17 protein-coding genes are annotated in these 18,273 nt (G+C 70.2%); 8 read left to right on the top strand and 9 right to left on the bottom strand.

Going from position 1 to position 18,273, the window contains the following annotated elements:
• The first annotated feature begins 46 nt into the window (after positions 1–46).
• On the top strand, positions 47–1,705 hold the full coding sequence (locus EOD73_RS07605; RefSeq protein ID WP_127682278.1) for an FMN-binding glutamate synthase family protein: 1,659 nt from the start codon (positions 47–49) through the stop codon (positions 1,703–1,705).
• A 12-nt stretch (positions 1,706–1,717) separates the two neighbouring features.
• Here the strand turns inward: EOD73_RS07605 and EOD73_RS07600 are convergent, their stop codons facing one another.
• Positions 1,718–2,344, bottom strand: coding sequence for a glutathione S-transferase family protein (locus tag EOD73_RS07600; RefSeq protein WP_127682461.1), 627 nt, complete (start codon positions 2,342–2,344; stop codon positions 1,718–1,720).
• Between the two features lie 223 nt (positions 2,345–2,567).
• Here EOD73_RS07600 and purB point away from each other — a divergent pair, with 223 nt between their 5' ends.
• The 4 genes from purB (at position 2,568) to EOD73_RS07580 (ending at position 7,538) form a co-directional block, all read left to right on the top strand.
• On the top strand, positions 2,568–3,941 hold the full coding sequence (purB, locus tag EOD73_RS07595) for an adenylosuccinate lyase (RefSeq protein ID WP_127682277.1): 1,374 nt from the start codon (positions 2,568–2,570) through the stop codon (positions 3,939–3,941).
• A 166-nt stretch (positions 3,942–4,107) separates the two neighbouring features.
• Positions 4,108–4,872 carry a DUF2306 domain-containing protein gene (locus tag EOD73_RS07590; protein ID WP_127682276.1) on the top strand — a complete coding sequence of 255 codons (765 nt, stop codon included), beginning with the start codon at positions 4,108–4,110 and terminating at the stop codon, positions 4,870–4,872.
• 45 nt (positions 4,873–4,917) lie between these two features.
• The gene (locus EOD73_RS07585; RefSeq protein ID WP_127682275.1) at positions 4,918–7,191 is read left to right on the top strand and encodes a S9 family peptidase; all 2,274 of its coding nucleotides are present in this window, start codon (positions 4,918–4,920) and stop codon (positions 7,189–7,191) included.
• Positions 7,188–7,538: a translation initiation factor Sui1 gene (locus EOD73_RS07580; protein ID WP_127682274.1), complete on the top strand. Its 351-nt coding sequence runs from the start codon at positions 7,188–7,190 to the stop codon at positions 7,536–7,538. Before EOD73_RS07585 ends, EOD73_RS07580 begins: the two co-directional genes overlap by 4 nt.
• A 147-nt stretch (positions 7,539–7,685) precedes the next feature.
• On the opposite strand, the gene EOD73_RS07575 is transcribed toward EOD73_RS07580, so the two are convergent.
• Positions 7,686–7,931, bottom strand: coding sequence for a hypothetical protein (locus EOD73_RS07575; RefSeq protein WP_127682273.1), 246 nt, complete (start codon positions 7,929–7,931; stop codon positions 7,686–7,688).
• Positions 7,932–8,045: 114 nt separating this feature from the next.
• Positions 8,046–8,891: a GNAT family N-acetyltransferase gene (locus EOD73_RS07570; RefSeq protein WP_127682272.1), complete on the bottom strand. Its 846-nt coding sequence runs from the start codon at positions 8,889–8,891 to the stop codon at positions 8,046–8,048.
• Between the two features lie 62 nt (positions 8,892–8,953).
• On the opposite strand from EOD73_RS07570, the gene pyrF reads away from it, so the two are divergent.
• The 3 genes from pyrF to EOD73_RS07555 are packed head-to-tail and all read left to right on the top strand — an operon-like array spanning position 8,954 to position 10,892.
• Entirely contained in the window at positions 8,954–9,769 is an 816-nt protein-coding gene (gene pyrF, locus EOD73_RS07565; protein WP_127682271.1) for an orotidine-5'-phosphate decarboxylase, read from the top strand.
• On the top strand, positions 9,766–10,503 hold the full coding sequence (locus EOD73_RS07560; RefSeq protein WP_127682270.1) for a dienelactone hydrolase family protein: 738 nt from the start codon (positions 9,766–9,768) through the stop codon (positions 10,501–10,503). Before pyrF ends, EOD73_RS07560 begins: the two co-directional genes overlap by 4 nt.
• On the top strand, positions 10,503–10,892 hold the full coding sequence (locus EOD73_RS07555; RefSeq protein WP_127682269.1) for a hypothetical protein: 390 nt from the start codon (positions 10,503–10,505) through the stop codon (positions 10,890–10,892). Before EOD73_RS07560 ends, EOD73_RS07555 begins: the two co-directional genes overlap by 1 nt.
• A gap of 166 nt (positions 10,893–11,058) precedes the next feature.
• Here EOD73_RS07555 and EOD73_RS07550 read toward each other — a convergent pair whose 3' ends face one another.
• The 6 genes from EOD73_RS07550 to EOD73_RS07525 form a co-directional block, all read right to left on the bottom strand.
• The gene (locus EOD73_RS07550) at positions 11,059–12,123 is read right to left on the bottom strand and encodes an SGNH/GDSL hydrolase family protein (protein WP_127682268.1); all 1,065 of its coding nucleotides are present in this window, start codon (positions 12,121–12,123) and stop codon (positions 11,059–11,061) included.
• Complete coding sequence (locus EOD73_RS07545; protein ID WP_127682267.1) at positions 12,123–13,589, bottom strand: MBOAT family O-acyltransferase; 1,467 nt, start codon at positions 13,587–13,589, stop codon at positions 12,123–12,125. Before EOD73_RS07545 ends, EOD73_RS07550 begins: the two co-directional genes overlap by 1 nt.
• A 96-nt stretch (positions 13,590–13,685) precedes the next feature.
• Positions 13,686–14,120: a VOC family protein gene (locus tag EOD73_RS07540; RefSeq protein WP_127682266.1), complete on the bottom strand. Its 435-nt coding sequence runs from the start codon at positions 14,118–14,120 to the stop codon at positions 13,686–13,688.
• Between the two features lie 10 nt (positions 14,121–14,130).
• Positions 14,131–15,432 (bottom strand): guanine deaminase, encoded by a 1,302-nt coding sequence (gene guaD / locus EOD73_RS07535; protein WP_127682265.1) that lies wholly within the window; start codon positions 15,430–15,432, stop codon positions 14,131–14,133.
• Positions 15,429–17,036, bottom strand: coding sequence for an acyl-CoA dehydrogenase family protein (locus EOD73_RS07530; protein ID WP_240660624.1), 1,608 nt, complete (start codon positions 17,034–17,036; stop codon positions 15,429–15,431). The genes guaD and EOD73_RS07530 overlap by 4 nt, the downstream gene beginning before the upstream one ends.
• Positions 17,033–18,190, bottom strand: coding sequence for a GGDEF domain-containing protein (locus tag EOD73_RS07525; RefSeq protein WP_164845976.1), 1,158 nt, complete (start codon positions 18,188–18,190; stop codon positions 17,033–17,035). The genes EOD73_RS07530 and EOD73_RS07525 overlap by 4 nt, the downstream gene beginning before the upstream one ends.
• Positions 18,191–18,273: the final 83 nt, after the last annotated feature.

The following is an 18,273-nucleotide window of genomic DNA, read 5'->3' as shown; positions in this document are numbered from 1 at the left end:
GCGCCGGTCATGGCCCCTAGGATCGGCTGAACCTTGGGGGAGCCCCATGAGACGCTGGATCAACGCCCTGAACGAGCAGTTCCCCTTGCGCTACCTGACTTGGCTGGTGTGCGCCTTGGGCTTTGTGGCCACGGCCTTGAGTTGGTACGTGCTGCGCTACGGCTCCTGGCTGGTGCTCAGCTTCGGGGCGCTGACCGTGCTGGGGCTGCGCGACGTGCTGCAGACCAAGCGCGCGATCTTGCGCAACTACCCGGTGATCGGCCACATGCGCTTCGCCCTGGAGTACATCCGGCCGGAGATTCGCCAGTACTTCATCGAAAGCGACAACGAGGCCGCGCCCTTCTCGCGCCAGCAGCGCTCCATCGTGTATCAGCGCGCCAAGGGCGATCCCGACAAGCGCCCCTTCGGCACCCAGTTGGACGTGGGGGCGGGCGGCTACGAGTGGATCAACCACTCGCTGGTCCCCACCGAGGTGCCTTCGCACGACTTCCGCATCACCATCGGCGAAGGCCGCGCCCAGCCCTACTCGGCCAGCGTGTTCAACATCTCGGCCATGAGCTTCGGCTCGCTGTCGGCCAACGCCATCAAGGCCCTGAACCTGGGCGCCAAGAAGGGCGGCTTTGCGCACGACACCGGCGAGGGCTCCATCAGCGAGCACCATCGCCTGCACGGCGGCGACCTGATCTGGGAGATCGGCTCGGGCTACTTCGGCTGCCGCGACGCCGAGGGGAACTTCAACGCGGAGGCCTTTGCCAAGAACGCCCTCGACCCGCAGGTCAAGCTCATCGAGATCAAGCTCAGCCAAGGCGCCAAGCCCGGCCACGGCGGCGTGCTGCCCGGGGCCAAGGTCACGCCCGAGATCGCCGCCGCCCGTGGCGTGCCGGTGGGCGAAGACTGCAACAGCCCGGCCGCGCACAGCGCGTTTCGCACGCCGACGGAGTTGATGCACTTCATCCAGCGCCTGCGCGACCTGAGCGGCGACAAGCCCGTGGGCTTCAAGCTGTGCATCGGCCACCCTTGGGAGTGGTTCGCCATCTGCAAGGCCATGCAGACCACGGGCATCACGCCCGACTTCATCGTGGTGGACGGCGCCGAAGGCGGCACCGGCGCAGCGCCGCTGGAGTTCACCGACCACGTGGGCACGCCGCTGCAAGAGGGCCTGCTGCTGGTGCACAACACCCTGGTGGGCTTGAACCTGCGAGATCGCATCGCCATCGGCTGCGCGGGCAAGGTCACCTCGGCCTTCGACATCGTGCGCCTCATGGCCTTGGGCGCCGACTGGTGCAACGCGGCCCGCGCTTTCATGTTTGCCTTGGGCTGCGTGCAGGCGCAGACCTGCCACTCGGGCCATTGCCCCACGGGCGTGGCCACCCAGGACCCGGTGCGGCAACGGGCGCTCGTGGTCGGCGACAAGTCCGAACGGGTGTACCGCTTCCACGACCTGACGATGCACGCCCTCAAAGAGCTGGTGCAGGCCGCGGGGGTGCAGCATCCCAGCGAGATCACCGCCTCGCACATCGTGCGGCGCATCAACGCGCAAGAGGTCCGCCTGCTGGCCAACCTGCTGCCCTTCTTGGCGCCCGGTGCCTTGCTGCGCGACGCCGCGGCCCATCCGGTGTACGCCGCCTACTGGCACTTGGCCAGCGCCGACAGCTTCGCGCCCCAAGGGCACCTGCCCGCCTTGCAGCACCTGCGCCCTCACTGAGGGGGCGCGGGCTCAGACCGCGGGCACGGTCTCCGCGAAGCTCGGGCGGGCCATCAACTTCTCAAGATGGCGGGCCAGGTTCGGGTGGGCCTCCGCCCAGTTGAGCTCGGGAAAGCGGAACGACAACCAGCCCAGGCAACAGCCCACGGCCACGTCGGCCAGGGTGAAGTGGTTGCCCGAGCACCAGGCCTTGTCGCCCAAGCCACGCGCCATGGCCTCCAGGCCGGCCTGCACCTTGCCCATTTGGCGCGACACCCAAGCGGCGCTGCGCTGCTCGGCCGGGCGGCCAGACCAGGTGGTTTCCAGGCGCACCAGGATGGCGGCGTCCAAGATGCCGTCGGCCAGCGCCTCCCACGTGCGCACCTCGGCGCGCTCGCGGCCCTTTTCCGGGATCAGCTTGCCGACCGGCGACAGGGTGTCCAGGTACTCGACGATGACGCGCGAGTCGAACATGGCCCCGGTGATGGAGTCTTGGCCTTCCATGACCAGGCAAGGCACCTTGCCCAGCGGGTTGATCTTGAGGATTTCGTCGCTGCCCCAGACGTCTTCCAGGACCAGTTGGTAATCGAGTTTTTTCTCGGCCAGCACGATGCGCACCTTGCGCGCATAGGGGCTGGTCGTGGAGCCGATGAGCTTCATCGCGGACATCAGATGCGATCCCTTGCCGCCCCGCGAGGGGCCGTTGCAAACGATTCTATGCAGGGGTTTTTTGAGCCGCCTCCCTAGGGGTCACACCCGAAACTGGGGGGATTGACAGGCACGGACTGCCCGCCGGCGCTGCGCCGGGCGCGCAGGTCGACTCCGTAGAATCCCGCCCCTCCCTCAGCCCTTCTCGACGGTGGCCTTGGCCGCCCGCGCCGCCATGGAACTTTCCGCCCTCACCGCCCTCAGCCCCCTGGACGGGCGCTACGCCAGCCGCATGGGCGCCCTGCGCGGCCTGCTGTCGGAGTTCGGCCTCGTGCACCGCCGCGTGCAGGTCGAGGTGGAGTGGTTCATCGCCCTGAGCGACGCCGGCCTGCCCGAGTTCCCGCCCCTGAGCGCCGCCGCCCGCGACTGGCTGCAGCAGCGCGTGGCCGCCTTCGCGCCGGCCGACGCCCAGGCCATCAAGGACATCGAGCGCACCACCAACCACGACGTCAAGGCCGTCGAGTACTGGATCAAGCAGCAGTTCGCCGCCAGCCCCTTCCCCGAGCTGACGGCCAAGGGCGAGTTCGTGCACTTTGCGTGCACCAGCGAAGACATCAACAACACCAGCCACGGCCTGATGCTCAAGGCCGCACGCCAGGACGTCATGCTGCCCTCGCTCGATGGCATCGTGGCCGTGTTGACCGCCATGGCCCACCAGCTGGCCGGCCTGCCCATGCTGAGCCGCACCCACGGCCAGACCGCCAGCCCCACTACCGTGGGCAAGGAGATTGCCAACGTCGTGGCCCGCCTGCAGCGCGGCCGCGAGCGGATTGCTGGCGTGGCGCTGCTGGCCAAGATGAACGGCGCCGTGGGCAACTACAACGCGCACTTGAGCGCCTACCCCGACGTGGACTGGGAGGCCTTCAGCCGCGGCGTGATCGAGCAGCGCCTGGGCCTGTGCTTCAACCCGTACACCATCCAGATCGAGCCGCACGACTACATGGCCGAGCTGTTCGACGCCTTCACCCGCGTCAACACCATCCTGATCGACCTGAGCCGCGACATCTGGGGCTACATCAGCGTCGGCTACTTCAAGCAAAAAACCAAGGAAGGCGAGGTCGGTTCGTCGACCATGCCGCACAAGGTCAACCCGATCGACTTTGAGAACGCCGAAGGCAACTTCGGCTTGGCCAACGCGGTGCTCACGCACCTGGCGCAAAAGCTGCCCATCAGCCGCTGGCAGCGCGACCTGACCGATTCGACCGTGCTGCGCAACATGGGCGTGGCCCTGGGCTACACCCTGCTGGGCTACGACAGCCTGGCCAAGGGCCTGGGCAAGCTGGAGGCCCACCCGGCCAACCTGGCCGCCGACCTGGACGCCGCCTGGGAGGTGCTGGCCGAGCCCGTGCAAACCGTGATGCGCCGCTTCGGCCTGCCCGAGCCCTACGAGCAGCTCAAGGCCTTCACCCGCGGCAAGGTCATCACCCAGCAACTGATGCAGGACTTCATCCAAAGCCTGGCCCTGCCCGAGGCCGAGAAGCAGCGCCTGCTGGCGCTGACGCCGGGGCACTACACGGGCATTGCCGCCCAGCTCGCGGCCCGGGTTTGATCGCCACCTAAGCGCCACCTAAGCGCAACCTGATCGCCCCCTGCAAAGCCCCGCCGATCGCGGGGCTTTGCATTTCAGCCGCCCGAAACGCCGCTTGGTCGCCCTCGGGTGGCGCACGGCCGGGCGCCTGCGGACAGTCCCGCGTTTTCGGACTCCGGACCTCCCCATGCGCACCGTTGCCGTTCCCAGCCCCTGGCTCTCGCGGGCCGCCACGCTTTGGTTTCTGGTCGCCGCCACGGGCTTGGCGATCTTTACTGCCTACATCGGCCTGTCCTACGGCCGGGCGGCCTTGGGCGGCGCACCGGGCGAGGCCCGCTGGGTGCTGGGCGACGCCCTGGGCAACGGCTTGCTCAGCGCGCACCTGGTGGCCGGCCTGCTGCTCAGCGCCTTGGGGGTGTTGCAGCTGGTGCCGGCGCTGCGCCGCGCGGCCCCGGCCTGGCACCGCTGGGGCGGACGCCTTTTCATGGTGGGGGCCGTGATCGCCAGCCTCAGCGGCTTCTACCTGGTGTGGATGCGCGGCACCGTGGGCGACGCCTCCATGCACGTCGCCATGAGCCTCAATGGCGTGCTCATCGTGGTGTTCGCCTGGCGCGCTTGGCAGCACGCGCGGGCGCGGCAGTTCGACCAGCACCGGCGCTGGGCGCTGCGCCTCTTTTTGGCGGCCAACGGCGTGTGGTTCTTCCGTGTGGGGCTGATGCTGTGGCTGCTGATTTGGCAGCAGCCCGTGGGCTTCGACCCCAAGACCTTCACCGGCCCCTTCGTCACCGCGCTGAGCTTCGGGCAGTTCTTGCTGCCGCTCGGGGTGTTGGAGCTCTACCTGCGCACCCGCGGCCGCGGCCGCCTCATGGCCCTGGGCCTGGTGCTGTGCAGCCTGGCCACGGCCGTGGGCATCTTTGGGGCCGTCATGGGCCTGTGGTTGCCGCAGCTGTGAGTCGGTGCCGGTGAATCGGCGCCGGGTCGCCGAGACAATCGGGGCATGACCCGTTCCTTGCTCCTTGCCCTGGGCCTGTCGCTGGCCACGGGCCTCGCGACCCCCGCGGCGGCCCAAACCCTCACCCTCGAACGCCTCACCGCCGACCCGCCGCTGGCCGGTCGCCTGCCGCGCCAGGCCGAGATTTCGCCCGGTGGTCGCTGGGTCAGCCTGTTGCAGCCCTCGCAGGCCGACAGCGAGCAGCTCGAGCTCTGGGCCCGACCCACCGCCGGGGGCGCGCCGCGCCGGCTCGTCGCCGCGGCCGACTTGCTGGGGGGCGCGGCCCAGGTGCTGAGCGAGGCCGAGAAGATGGCGCTGGAGCGCCGCCGCATCAGCGAACGTGGCATCACCCAGTACCAGTGGTGCGGCAAGGCCGACGACCGCCTGCTGTTCCCCTTGTCGGGCGACCTCTACCAAGTCCGCCTGACCGACGCCGGCCCCGTGGCCCAGCGCCTCACCCACAGCCCCGACCAGCCCAAGCAAGACCCGCGCTGCAGCGCCGACGGCCGCCGCGTGGCCTACGCCATGGGCGGCCACCTGTGGGTGCAAGCGTTGGACGGCGACCAGCCGGCGCGCGCGCTCACCCCAGACGGCGGCGCCACGTTGACACCCACCGTGAGCTGGGGCCTGCCCGAGTTCATCGCCGCCGAAGAGTTCGACCGCCAGCGCGGCTTTTGGTGGTCGCCCGACGGTACGCAACTGCTGGCGCTGCGCGTCGACGAGGCCCGCGTGGGCCTCAAGACCCGCGCGCAGATCTTTGCCGACCGCACCACGCTCACCGAGCAGCGCTACCCCGCGGCGGGCGAGGCCAACGCCGAGGTCACGGCCTGGCGCATCGACGTCGCCACCGGCCAGCGCCAAGCCCTGCCGCTGCCCAAGGACGCCGAGTACCTGGTGCGCGCCGGCTGGTTCCGCGACGGCACGCCCTGGCTGCAGTGGATGCCGCGCGACCAAACGCGCCTGACGCTCACCGAGTTCACCGCCAACGGCCCGCGCGAGCTGCTGACCGACACCGACCCCGCTTGGGTCGAGGCGCACAGCGACCTGATGGAGCTGCCCGGCGTCCTGCGGTCGGGCCGGCCGGCGCTGCTGTGGTCGTCCGAAGCCAGCGGCCGCCGCCAGTTGCAGCTGGTGGACCGCGTCACCGGCGCGCGCACGGCGCTCACCGACCTGCCCGAGCCCGTGGCCCACGCCGTGTGCACCGACGGCCAGCGCGTGGTGCTGGCCGCGGCGCTGGACCGCGGCCGCGGCCGTGACTTGTTCGTGCTGAACGCCGCCGAAGCTCAGCCCACCATCCAGCCCACCGTGCAGCCCCTGCCGGGCAGCGCCCCGCGCCAGTGGCGCGACGCCCAGGCCGACTTGGGCTGCACGCAGCTGCTGGAAACGCGCTCGGCCTTCGGCGAGCCGCCGCGCCTGAGCCTGCGCCCGGTGAGCGGCGAGGGCGCCACGCCCTTGCCTGGCGATGCGCCCGACCCCCTGCTGCGCCAAATCCTGCGCGCACCGCAGGCCCTGGACCTGACGGCCGCCGACGGCCGCACCCCGCTCAACGCCTTCTACTTCGCCCCCCAAGGCGCGGTGAAGGGCCGCCACCCCGTGCTGGTGCTGGCCTATGGCGGCCCCGGCGCCGCCACCGTCACCTGGGCCTGGAGCCGCGACAGCGCCTGGGTCGCGCACTGGACGCAGCGCGGTTACGGCGTGCTGGCCCTGGACACCCGCGGCATGGCCCATCGCGACCGCGCCTTCACGCGCGCCCACCACCGCGCCTTCGGCCTGGTGGAGGTGGCCGACCTGTTCGCCGCCGTGCGCGCCCTGCCCAAGCTGCAGCCCCGCGTCGACCCGCAGCGCATCGGCTTTTTCGGCTGGAGCTTTGGCGGCTTCCTGGCCGCCCGCGCCCTGCTGGACGCCGACACCCCCTTCGCCGCCGCCGTGGGCGTGGCGCCCGTCACCGACTGGACCCTGTACGACACCGCCTACACCGAGCGCTACCTCGGCCTGCCGGAAGGGGGCAAGGCGGCGCCGTACGCGCAGGCTCACCTGCCTTCGCGCGCCAAGCTGCTGAAGCAGCCCCTGATGCTGGTGCACGGCACGGCCGACGACAACGTGCTGTTCGAGCACTCGCTGCGCCTCGTCGAGGCCCTGCAGCAAGAGGGCAAAGTCTTCGACACCCTGATCTACCCCGGCAAGGCCCACGGCATCGCCGGCCGCCAAGCCCGCCTGCACCTGTACCGCAGCGTGCAGGCCTTCTTCGACCGCCACCTCAAACCCGGGAGCGCCCGATGAACACGCGCCTCGTCTACAGCACCGAGCACGGCCGCGTCTGCCCCGACTGCCGGCATTCGATGGCCACCTGCATCTGCAAGCGCAACCAAGCGGTGGTGGGCGACGGCAAGGTGCGCGTCAGCCTGGACACCAAGGGCCGCAAGGGCAAGGGGGTCACGGTCGTCAAAGGCCTGCCCCTGGCCCCCGATGCGCTCGAAGCCCTGGGCCGCCAACTCAAGGCCGCCTGCGGCAGCGGCGGCACGGTGAAGGACGGCTGCATCGAGGTGCAGGGCGACCACGTGGAAAAGGTGATGGCCTGGCTGGCAGCGCGGCCGGAGGGGTGGAAGCCGAAGCGGGCTGGGGGGTAAATGGCTTTGCAGCCAATGTCACTGGCCTCACGGCACTGAAAGCACCGCCGAGCTGCCAGGCGCTGCGCCGGGGCCCCCAAGTCAAGCCTTCGGAGAGGCACTTTCGTCGCGGCCCTGGGGCTGCTCATCGGCGAATCGAAACAGAAGTTATCCGGCAGCAAAGGTGAGAACGCACGCCTCAGCCTCGCCCACAAGAAGAGACTCAACTTGGACTTTTGCCGACGGAGAGAGGCCGTCGTACTCCCTTTCAAGATAGTCGATCACGGCATCCGGCGGCCACGGGCCTAGCGATGCCTTGTACGCCTCGTAGACATCCTGAATCTCCTGCCAAGACCCGAACTCCCTTCGAGACAAGAGCATCTCGGTGTCGGTGTAAATGATGTGGATGTACACAGAACCTTCCATGCTCGTCAGTGACCTATCGCAAGTTCGTTGACGACCAACCTGGCACTTGCCTCAACGCGCACAAAGCGCGCCAAGCCAAATGCATGGCGCAGGGGGCAGCCCTCACGACCTTGAACTGAGGTGACTCAAGCGCCACCGCCTTTCGCCGTCGCGCACCAGTCGGTGCCGCCATGGCCCCCAGGTCACTTCGGCCTCGTTGCCGTCGCTGGCCAACGTGACCGCAGGCTCTTCGCCGACCCAAGAGCCGGGCACCAAACCGCCCACCTCGACCCAGCCGCGCACGCTCAGCATCGTCCCATCGAGACCCTGCAACTCCGCCTCGGCCGTGCACAAGGCCGGCAAGGCCGCCAGTGCGCGCACCCCCTCGGCATCGGGCCCCTGGCAGGCCCAAAAGCGCCGCACCCAATCGGTCGCCAGCGCGGTGTCGTCTTGCGGCCGCGCAGGGTCGGCGCGCCAGCGCCAGTCCACCGTGGGGCCGTCGTCGCCGACGCGCTCGCCCTCGCGCACAAAGCCCAGGTCTTCCAGCAAGGCCATGCTGGGCCCGTTGGTGGGCGAGGTGATGGCCAGCAGTTCGTCGCGGCCCAGCACGCGCCGGGCGTAGACCAGGCAGGCGCGGGCGGCTTCGCGGGCGTAGCCCTGGCCGGCGTGGCGCGTGGTCAGGCCGTAGCCCAGGTCGGGCAGGGGCAGGCTGTCGCGCTTGAAGATGCCGCACAGGCCCAGGGGCTCGGCGTCAGCGCGCCGCTCCACCAGCCAAAAGCCGTGGCCCACCTGCCAGTAAGGGGCGATGAGGCGCGACTGGGCCCAAGCGCGGGCGGCGTCCAGGTCGCGCACGCCGCTGTCGCGGATGCCAGCGATCCACGCGGGTTCGTTGATCAGGCCGAGGATGAACTCGGCGTCCTCGGGGCGGAACCAGCGCAGGCGCAGGCGGGGGGTGAGCAGCACGTCCATGGCCGAACCATAGCCGTGCCGCGCTGGCGACAATGCGGCACTTCCTGCCTTGATGCCCTGCGATGCGATTTGCCGACCGCCTGAACGCCGCCACCCGCGACTCCCTGCTCTGCGTGGGTCTGGACCCCGACCCGAGCAAGTTCCCGGGCGACTGGCAGGGCGACGCGCGGCGCATCGCCGATTTCTGCTGCGCCATCGTCGACGCCACGGCCGACCTGGCCGCGGCCTTCAAGCCGCAGATCGCCTACTTCGCCGCCGCGGGCGCCGAGGACCAGCTGCTGCGCGTCATCCGCCACATCCGCGCCAAGGCGCCGCAGGTGCCCGTGGTGCTGGACGCCAAGCGGGGCGACATCGGCGCCACGGCCACCCTGTACGCCCGCGAGGCTTTCGAGCGCTTCGAGGCCGATGCCGTGACCCTGTCGCCCTACATGGGCTTCGACACCATCGAGCCCTTCTTGGCTTGGCAGGACCGCGGCGTGTTCGTGCTGTGCCGCACCAGCAACCCGGGCGGCGACGACTTCCAAATGCAGCGCTTGGCCGACGTGGACGGGCAGCCCCGCCTCTTTGAAGAGCTGGCGCGCCGCGCGCAGACCGAGTGGAACCGCATCGAAGGCCAGGTGGGCCTGGTGGTGGGTGCCACCTACCCGCGCGAGCTGGCCCGCGTGCGCGAACTGGCCCCCACCGTGCCCCTGCTGGTGCCCGGCGTGGGCGCCCAGGGCGGCGACGCCGTGGCCACCGTGCAGGCGAACGGCGCGGGCCCCATGCTGGTCAACAGCAGCCGCGCCATCTTGTACGCCGGCCGCAGCCTGGCCGACTTTGCGCAACAAGCCCGCGCCGTGGCCCTGGCCACGCGCGACCAATTGCAGGCCGCCCGATGAATCTGCCCCCCTTGCCCGCCCACGCCCACGCGCAGCCCCTGTTGCCCGCGCAAGGGGCGGTGGAGTTGCTGTTTTTGCTGTTCCACGGCGCCGGCGCCCACGCCGGGCAAATGGACGGCCTGGCCCAGGCCCTGCGCGCGCAGTACCCACAGGCCGCCATCGTGGCCCTGGACGCCCCGCTGCGCTTGCCGGCCAAGGCCATCGACGGCTTCCAGTGGTTCGACGAGGCCGAACAGGGTCTGGTGGCCGGCGTCGCCGCGGCGTTGCCCGGTTTCGTGGCCACCGTGCGGCAGTGGGCGCAGGCCTTCGCGCTCGACTGGCCGCGTGTCGCCCTGGGCGGTTTCTCGCAAGGTGGCTTGATGGCGCTGGAGGCCGTGCAGGCGGAGGCCCGGCTGGCCGGGCGCGTGATGAGCTTCGGCGCGGCGCCCCTGGCCCGGCCGGTGAGCGCGCCCGAGGGCTGCACCCTGCACCTGCTGCACGGCCAGCGCGACGAGGCCGTGCCTTACGCCCACGTGGTGGACGCGGCGCAGGCCTGGGTGGACCTGGGCGCCGACATCACCGCCGACGTGCTGCCCCACGTGCACCACGAGATGGCCCCAGTGCTCATCGAGCGCGCGATGCACCAACTGCGCACCTTCATCCCCGCGCGCCTGTGGCGCGAGGCGGTGAGCACGGCCAGCGAGATGGAACGCGCCGACCAACAAGCCCTGAACGACCGAGGAACTTTGCACTGATGAACGCCTTCTCCTCCGCACGCGCCCTGGCGCTTTTCGCCGCTTTGTTGGGCGGTGCCACCGCGCAGGCCGCGGTGGTCGACATCGCCTGGAACGCCGAAGGCCGCTTCGAGCAGCGCTTGGACGTGGCGCCCGGCGGCTTCGCCGAGCTGTGCGGCGCGCTGGACAAGGGGCAGGCCGTGGCCTGGCGCTTCGACAGCAGCGCCGACCTGGCGTTCAACGTGCACTACCACCTGGGCAACGACGTCGTGTACCCCGTCAAGAACCCCGGCACGTCCCGCGCCGACGGGCGCTTGGTCGTGGACCCGTCGCAGACCTATTGCTGGATGTGGAGCAACAAAGGCAAGCAGCCGGCGCGCTTGCAGGTTGAGCTGAAGCGCGAGCGCTGATCCGCCGAGGTCCCAGGGCTTCGCGATGCCGGTTTGCCCGCTGCCCATGGTGGGCGTCGGGCGCAGGGCGGGGCTGTCTCGCACCGCCTTGAAAGAGACGTGATGGGTTGTGACGCTGAGGCGGCGCCGACCCGCTCAAATCGGTCGGCGAGGCGAGTGGAGGCTGTCAATGCCCAAGCAAAGCCTTTGCAGAGGCCCGAGCCACCAAAGACAAACCCAGTCCGTTCAAGTGTTGGTCGTACGGACCCACTTCGAGGGAAAGAGGCGAGCGGCGCAGGTGCTCGGCGAAAACGGGAGCCATGTCGACCACGGTGAGTCCCTTCGCGCGCGCCAGCGCCATGAAGTGCTCGCGCGCGGCGCCGGTACCGGTGTCCCCGTTTCGCAGGTCTGATCGGCTGGCATCCACGACCAAGACAACCCGCACCGGCATGCCATCCAATTGAGCGAAGAAGAGTTCGGCGATGCGATCGATCTCGTTGCGCTCGGCTTCACTCAAGGGCAAGCTGCTCAAGGGAGTCGCCGCTTTGCGGCTTCGTTGCCCGACCTCGTGCCCTTGCGCAGGCGTTGCCTGGTGCAGGGCATTGGCCCAGAACACGCGGGCATCGAGCCGCATTTGGCCAAGGACGTACTGGGCCAAGGCCGAGTGGCGAAGGATCCTCTTGATGACGTTGGGCTCGGGTTCGACGACGGGGCGCACTCGACCTTCGCGGGGGTCCCAGCACAGGCTCTTCACATTGCCAGAGCCGCAGCGACTTTGCGCCACGTCGAGACGCTCCATGAAGATCACCGCCTCACGCACGCCGAACTGCTGCACGGCCCAGCGCAGTCGGTGTCCATAGTCCAACAGGGAGGAGCCCGGGCTTCCCATGGCATAGACGGGGCGCGCCCCAAGTTGGGCCTCCAATTGGGCCTCCAATCGCTGCTCGACGGGCAACATGGAGGCTTCGACGAAGCTGTCTCCGATCAAGGCCACCGCTTGCGGGTTGGGCTTGAAGTCGTGGCGCGCGGAGAAGCCCTGCGCGTTGGCCTGCAAAGTCTGGGCATTCCGGAGGTCCCATCCGGTGGCCATGGTCCAGCGATGGTGGGGTGGCACCGTCGGAATGCCGGCGCCGAGGTGATCCGCCACCATGGTGGCGGTGGACACCGGCAGCATGCGGAGAAGCAACTCCAGCACGAGCGCCACGGCCGACAGAGCCAGCACCCCATGGATCAGCGCACGCTTGAAGCTCATCAGAAATTGAAATAAATGAATGCGCTAACGCTGTCGCGCACGGTGTTGAGCAGGACCATGAACAGCGCCAAGGCCAGGCCCACCGTGCCCATCCACCACGGCCACCAGGCAGCCCCTTGCGATGCACGCTGTTCCAACCAGAGTCCAATGCGGTTGCTGTTCGGCGCCCACAGCGCAAGCGCACCAAGAGCACCGCACCACAGCCAGCCAGCGTGGGCCTGCAGACCCGCGTTCCAAAGGGCTTGCGGACTCCCGCCTTCCCCCGCCATCGCGATCAACATGCGGGCCGCGCCCTCGAAGCTGGTCGCCCGGAAAAAGACCCAAGCCACCACGACGGCCACCATCGTCAAGACCCAGCTCGGCCAGGTGAACCAACGCTGGGTGGCCAGCCAGGCCAATCGCGCTTCGCCGCACAGCGCCCGGAACCCATGGTTGACCATGAGGTAGGCGCCGTGAAGTGCGCCCCAGAAGACAAAGGTCCAACTCGCGCCGTGCCACAGCCCCCCCAACACCATGGTGGTGGCCAAGTTCGCGTAGCGCCGCACGGCCCCGTGGCGATTGCCACCCAAGGCGATGTAGAGGTAGTCGCGCAGGAACGTCGACAAGGAAATGTGCCACCGGCGCCAGAAGTCGCTGATGTTCCGGGCTTGGTAGGGCGAATCGAAGTTGAACGGCAGCCGAACGTTGAACATCAGCGACAGACCGATGGCCATGTCGGAGTAGCCGGAAAAATCAAAGTACAACTGAAGCGTGTAGGCCAATGCGGCCAGCCAAGCCTCGGCCGTGCTGGGCGTGAGGCCCGCATCCGTTGGCGTGAAAACCGCATCGGCGTAGGGTGCCACCCCGTCCGCCAACACCACCTTCTTGATGAGGCCGATGGCGAAAACTGACAGACCCACGGCCAGCATGCGCGGCTGCAAGCGGTAGGTCGATGCGTCGCGGAACTGCGGCATCATTTGCCCGTGGTGCAGCACGGGACCTGCAATCAGGTGCGGAAAGTAGGTGACGAAGAGCCCGTAGTGCACGGGGTTGACCTCATGCACCTTGCCCCGTGAAACGTCCACCAAAAACGCAATCTGCGTGAAGGTGTAGAACGAAATGCCGATGGGCAACACCACATCGGCACCGGGCAGGCTCCAACTCAAGGCGGCGTTCAAGCTACCGACGAAGAAGTTCGCGTACTTGAAGTAGGCCAACAGCCCCAAATTGAAGGCGACGCCCGCAGTGAGCCACGCCCCTCGCTGCCCGAGCGGCTGCCGCGCCAAGCGCAAGCCCAGTGCGAAGTTGGCCCCAATCGAGGCCACCAGCAGCAGGGTGAACTCCGGCATCCAAAAGCCGTAGAAAAACAGCGAGGCCACCAACAGCCATGCGGCAGCCGCGGCGTGAGACCAGCGTGCCCACGCAAAAAAGCCGACCAGGGTCAGCGGCAGGAACAGCAGGGCAAAAGGAACGGTGGTGAACAGCATGGCGAAGCGCCGCGCCCGGGCTCAGTCAGCCGATGGCGCGCGCCGCATGATAGGGAGCCGCCCCGAGGCAACAGGCACTGGATCGAGGGGGCTGAATCACCAACTGCCCGTGTTGGGCATCGAGGCCCAGGGCTCGGTCGGGGGCAGGGCGGGGCCGTCTTGCAGCAGCTCGATGGAGATCTGGTCGGGCGAGCGCACGAAGGCCATGCGGCCGTCGCGCGGCGGGCGCAGGATGGTCACGCCCGCGGCCTGCAGCCGGGCGCAGGCCGCGTAGATGTCCTTCACCGCGTAGGCCAGGTGGCCGAAGTTGCGGGCACTCCCGTAGTCCTCGACCTGCCCGTTCTCGTCGGGCCAGTTGTAGGTCAGCTCGATCTGCGCGTCTTCGTCGCCGGGGGCGGCCAGGTAGACGAGCGTGAATCGGCCGTTGGCGACCTCGTTGCGGCGCACTTCGACGAGGCCCAGCGCGTCGCGGTAGAAGGCCATCGAGGCGTCGAGGTCGCGCACGCGAACCATGGTGTGCAGGTATTTCATCGACTTGCTTTCAGAGTTGGGGGAGGCCGGCCACGTGCGTTTGCACCAGCAGGCGCTCGTCGCCCAGCATCAGCCAGGCGAACAGCTTTTCGTGCAGGGTTTGGGCGCGGCCCAGGCGTTGCGCCAGCAGGCTGTCCTCATCGGCCCAGCGCCACACGCCCACGTCGGCCACGTGGCCGGGCGCCAGGCGGCCGATTTCGTGGCCGAGGTTCAGGGCCTCGGCGTTGCCGGCGGTGGCGCTGTGCAGCAGGGTGTAGGCGTCCAGGCGCTGGCCCTGCAGGGCCGCCACCTGGTAGGCCTGCGCCAGGGTGCGCTGCAGGCTCAGGGAGGTGCCGCCGCCGACGTCGGTGGCCATGCCCAGGCGCACGCCGCGCTCGGCGTTGCCGCGCCAATCGAACAGGCCGCTACCCAAGAAGGTGTTGGAGGTTGGGCAGTGGGCAATGACGGCGCCGGTGTCTTGGAGGCGCGCGCGATCGTCGGGGTCCAGCCAAATGCCGTGGGCCAGCACGCTGTGCGGACCCAGCAACTCGTGCTGGGCGTACACGTCCAGGTAGCTGCGGGCGTGGGGGAACAGGTGGCGCACCCACTCCACCTCGGCGCGGTTCTCGGCCACGTGGGTTTGCAGGTAGGTGCCGGGGTGCGCGGCCAGCAGCTCGCCCGCCAAGGCCAGCTGGGCCTCGGTGCTGGTGGGGGCGAAGCGCACCGTGTGCGCGTAGGCCAGGCGGCCTTGGCCGTGCCAGCGTTGGATCAGGTCCAGGCTGTCGCGCTCGGCCGATGCCACGGTGTCCAGCAGGCCCGGTGGGGCGTGGCGGTCCATCAGGCACTTGCCGGCCAGCAGGCGCATGCCGCGCGCCTGGGCGGCGGTGAAGAGGGCGTCGACGCTGCCCTTGTGCACCGTGGGGAAGACCAGCGCGCTGGTGGTGCCGTGGCGCAGCAGCTGGCGCACGAAGGCCTCGCAGCCGGCTTGCGCCACGGCCGGGTCGGCCCAGGCCAGTTCCGTGGGGAAGGTGTAGCGGTTCAGCCAGTCCAGCAGCTCGGTGCCATAGCTGGCGATGACGTCGAGCTGCGGGGCGTGCACGTGCGTGTCGACGAAGCCAGGCAGGATCAGGTGACCGCGGTGCTCGTGGCGCGTCCAGCTCGCGTCGGGGGCCTCCGCCTGGAGGGCGTGGACGCGACCGTTCTCGATCAGCAGCCAGTGGTCGGGGTGCCAGTGCACGCCGTCGGGGATGGCGTCCAGCGGCGCGCCGGCCGGCGGGGGCGAGGCGATGTCGAGCACATCGCCGAACAGGGCGATTCGTTGGGGCGTGTTCAAGCGGGCAGGGCGCGCTGCAGGTGCGCGTGGGCGTGGGCCAGGGGCGTGCCCCCCAGCACCATCGCCGGCGCGCGCAGGCGGGCGGTGATGAAGTCGTCGGCCATTGTGGCCGGGGCGTGCTGGCGCAAGAGCGCCGCCTGGGCCAACAGCGCGAGTTCCAGGGCCATTTGCCGGGCACGAGGCTCGGCATCGGTGCCGCGCAGGGCCTGGCGCAGGACCTGCAGGCGGGCTTGCTCGGGGGCGTCCAAGGCGGGGGCCGTGGCGTCGAACCAGGCCTCCAGCGCCAGGGCCTCGCGCTGCGCGGCGCGCAGCACGTCCAGGGCCATGACGTTGCCGCTGCCCTCCCAAATGCTGTTGACCGGGGCCTCGCGGTACAGGCGCGCCATGACGCCGGTTTCGACGTAGCCGTTGCCCCCCAGCACCTCCATGGCCTCGCCGGTGTGCGCGAGCGCGCGCTTGCACACCCAGAGCTTGGCGGCGGGCGTGAGCACGCGCTGCCAGGCGCGCTCGACCGGGTCGCTGTCGGCTCGCTCAGGGGCGTGGTCGAAGGCCTCGGCCAGTCGCAGCATGAGCTGCAGCGCGGCCTCGCTCTCCAGGGCCAGGTCCGCCAGCACCTGCGTCATCAACGGCTGGCCCACCAGGCGCCGGCCAAAGGCGCTGCGGTGCCGCGCCCAGTGCAGGGCCTGGACCAGGCCGGCGCGCATCAGCGCCGCGCTGCCCACCACGCACTGCAGGCGGGTGTAGCCGGCCATCTCCACCAGGGTGGCGATGCCGCGGCCCGGCGCGCCCACCAGCAGGCCTTCGCTGCCGTGGAACTCGACCTCGGAACTGCTGTTGCTGTGGTTGCCCAGCTTGGCCTTGAGGCGTTGGATGTGCACGCCGTTGAGCCCGCTGCCGTCCCAGCGCCAGCGCGGCACCAGGAAGCAGGTCGGGCCCTCGTCGGTGCGGGCCAGCATGAGGTGCGCGTCGCTCATGGGCGCGCTGAAGAACCACTTGTGCCCGTCCAGCCGGTAGGCCTCGGCGCCGTGCAGCCGGTGGCCCAGGGGCTGCGCGCTGCTGACGCAGGCGCGCAGGTCGGAGCCGCCTTGCTTCTCCGTCATGCCCATGCCGATCCACAGCGGGCGGCCGGGGGCGATGGGGGCGTCGTGGCCCTCGTGGGTGGCACTCAGCAGGCCGTCGCGCAGCGCCGCGAACAGCGCCGGCGCGTGGCGCGCCAGCACGGGAATGGCGGCCTGCGTCATCGTCGCGGGGCACAGGCTGCCGGCCTCGAGCTGCCCGTGCACGTAGAAGGTGGCCGCCGCTTCGGCCCAGCGCCCGCCGCTGAAGGGCGCGGCCAAGGCCCCGGTGCCGCGGATGGCGCCCAGCAGGCGGTGCCAGTGGGGGTGGAAGTCCACGCGGTCGATGCGGCGGCCGCGGGCGTCCAGGGTGTGCAGCTCGGGCGGCCGGGCGTTGGCCTGCTCGGCCCAGTCCCAGGCCTGTTCGGTGGCCAAGTGCGCGGCGTAGGTGGCCAGCGCAGGCCGGGGGCCCAGGCGCTCGCGCAGGGCGGCGTCGGTCGCCCAGGCGTCGACGCCGCGGCGCTCGTCGACGAGGTTGGCGTCGCTCACGGCGCGCCGCCGGGCTCGCCGCGCAGGCAACCGCGGCCGTCGCCTTTGGCCAGGTACAGCGCCGCGTCGGCGCGCTGCAGCAGGTCGTGCACGTCGCGGTCGCCGGGGCGCAGCACGGACCAGCCGGCGCTGAAGTCGACGAAGAAGCCCAGGGCCTCGGGCGCGCGGGCTTGCAGCGCTTCGCGCAGGCGGCGGTCGAAGGCCTCGGCGCCGTCGGACCGCGTGCGGCCCAGCAGCACCACGAATTCCTCGCCGCCCAGGCGCGCGGCGCAGTCGCCGGGGCGCATCAGTTCGCGCAGGATGTCGGCCAGCAGCACCAACACGGCGTCGCCCTGCGCGTGGCCGTGGCGGTCGTTGACCTGCTTGAAGTGGTCGAGGTCGATCATCAGCGCCAGCAGGGTGTCGCCGTGGCGGCGGGCGTTGGCGATCAGGGCGTCCCCCCGCTGCTCCAGCGCGCGTCGGTTGTCCAAGCCGGTCAGCGGGTCGGTCTGCGCAGCGGCCTCGAGCAGGGCCTCGGCCTCGCCGCGCCAGGCCGCCAAGAAGGCCAGGGCCGACAACACCGTGGCGAAGCTGCCCACGGTCAGCACGCCCAAGGCGATGGGGTGGCCCCCACGCAGCGAGGGGTAGTCGGCCGAGGCGTCCAGGCCCAGCACGCCGCGCGCCAGGGTCAGCAGGCCGAGCAGGGCCATGGGCGTGGCCAGCACCCAGCGCCAGCGGCGGCTGGCCGCCGGGGCCGTGGGGGCCGGCGCGAGCAGGCCCAGCACCAGCACCGCCAGGCTGGTGGCCATCAGCAGGTTGCTGACGCCGCGCCGCAGCCAGGGCACGTCGTGGCCGATCGCGAACACCACGACCAGGGCCAGCGGCAGGCCCCAGGCCCAGCGCATCAGCGGGCGCGGCCCGAGCCAACCCTCGACGGCCCGCAGGGTGAGGACGAAGCTGAGCGAGCCGAGCGCGTAGCTCAACGCCGCCGCGGCCTCGCCGGCCCAGCCCGTGGCCAGCACGGCCAGCCAGGAGCCGGCTTGCACCCACAAGGCGGCCGTGGCCCACACGACGGGAGCGCCGCGGCGCAGGCCGGTCATCAGCGGCAGGGCCGTGGCCAACACCACAAGCTGCACCAGCAGCACGGCGGACAGGGTGGGAGGGTCGAGCGTCATCGGCAAAAGGGCCTGGGCCAGGGGCGACGGCCCAGCATAGCCAGGGATTGCCAGCATCGGCAGGTGGCGACCCCCAAGGCACC

Source organism: Inhella crocodyli (genome assembly GCF_004004565.1).
Taxonomy (GTDB): Bacteria; Pseudomonadota; Gammaproteobacteria; order Burkholderiales; family Burkholderiaceae_C; genus Inhella; species Inhella crocodyli.
This window is presented reverse-complemented; position numbering and strand designations above follow the sequence as displayed.

Coding starts and splice junctions, on each gene's coding strand:
- EOD73_RS07580 (WP_127682274.1), top strand. CDS start 7,188: ATGAACACGCGCCTCGTCTACAGCACCGAGCACGGCCGCGTCTGCCCC.
- EOD73_RS07545 (WP_127682267.1), bottom strand. CDS start 13,589: ATGCTGTTCACCACCGTTCCTTTTGCCCTGCTGTTCCTGCCGCTGACC.
- EOD73_RS07555 (WP_127682269.1), top strand. CDS start 10,503: ATGAACGCCTTCTCCTCCGCACGCGCCCTGGCGCTTTTCGCCGCTTTG.
- EOD73_RS07525 (WP_164845976.1), bottom strand. CDS start 18,190: ATGACGCTCGACCCTCCCACCCTGTCCGCCGTGCTGCTGGTGCAGCTT.
- EOD73_RS07605 (WP_127682278.1), top strand. CDS start 47: ATGAGACGCTGGATCAACGCCCTGAACGAGCAGTTCCCCTTGCGCTAC.
- EOD73_RS07600 (WP_127682461.1), bottom strand. CDS start 2,344: ATGAAGCTCATCGGCTCCACGACCAGCCCCTATGCGCGCAAGGTGCGC.
- EOD73_RS07590 (WP_127682276.1), top strand. CDS start 4,108: ATGCGCACCGTTGCCGTTCCCAGCCCCTGGCTCTCGCGGGCCGCCACG.
- EOD73_RS07570 (WP_127682272.1), bottom strand. CDS start 8,891: ATGGACGTGCTGCTCACCCCCCGCCTGCGCCTGCGCTGGTTCCGCCCC.
- purB (WP_127682277.1), top strand. CDS start 2,568: ATGGAACTTTCCGCCCTCACCGCCCTCAGCCCCCTGGACGGGCGCTAC.
- pyrF (WP_127682271.1), top strand. CDS start 8,954: ATGCGATTTGCCGACCGCCTGAACGCCGCCACCCGCGACTCCCTGCTC.
- EOD73_RS07540 (WP_127682266.1), bottom strand. CDS start 14,120: ATGAAATACCTGCACACCATGGTTCGCGTGCGCGACCTCGACGCCTCG.
- EOD73_RS07585 (WP_127682275.1), top strand. CDS start 4,918: ATGACCCGTTCCTTGCTCCTTGCCCTGGGCCTGTCGCTGGCCACGGGC.
- EOD73_RS07560 (WP_127682270.1), top strand. CDS start 9,766: ATGAATCTGCCCCCCTTGCCCGCCCACGCCCACGCGCAGCCCCTGTTG.
- EOD73_RS07550 (WP_127682268.1), bottom strand. CDS start 12,123: ATGAGCTTCAAGCGTGCGCTGATCCATGGGGTGCTGGCTCTGTCGGCC.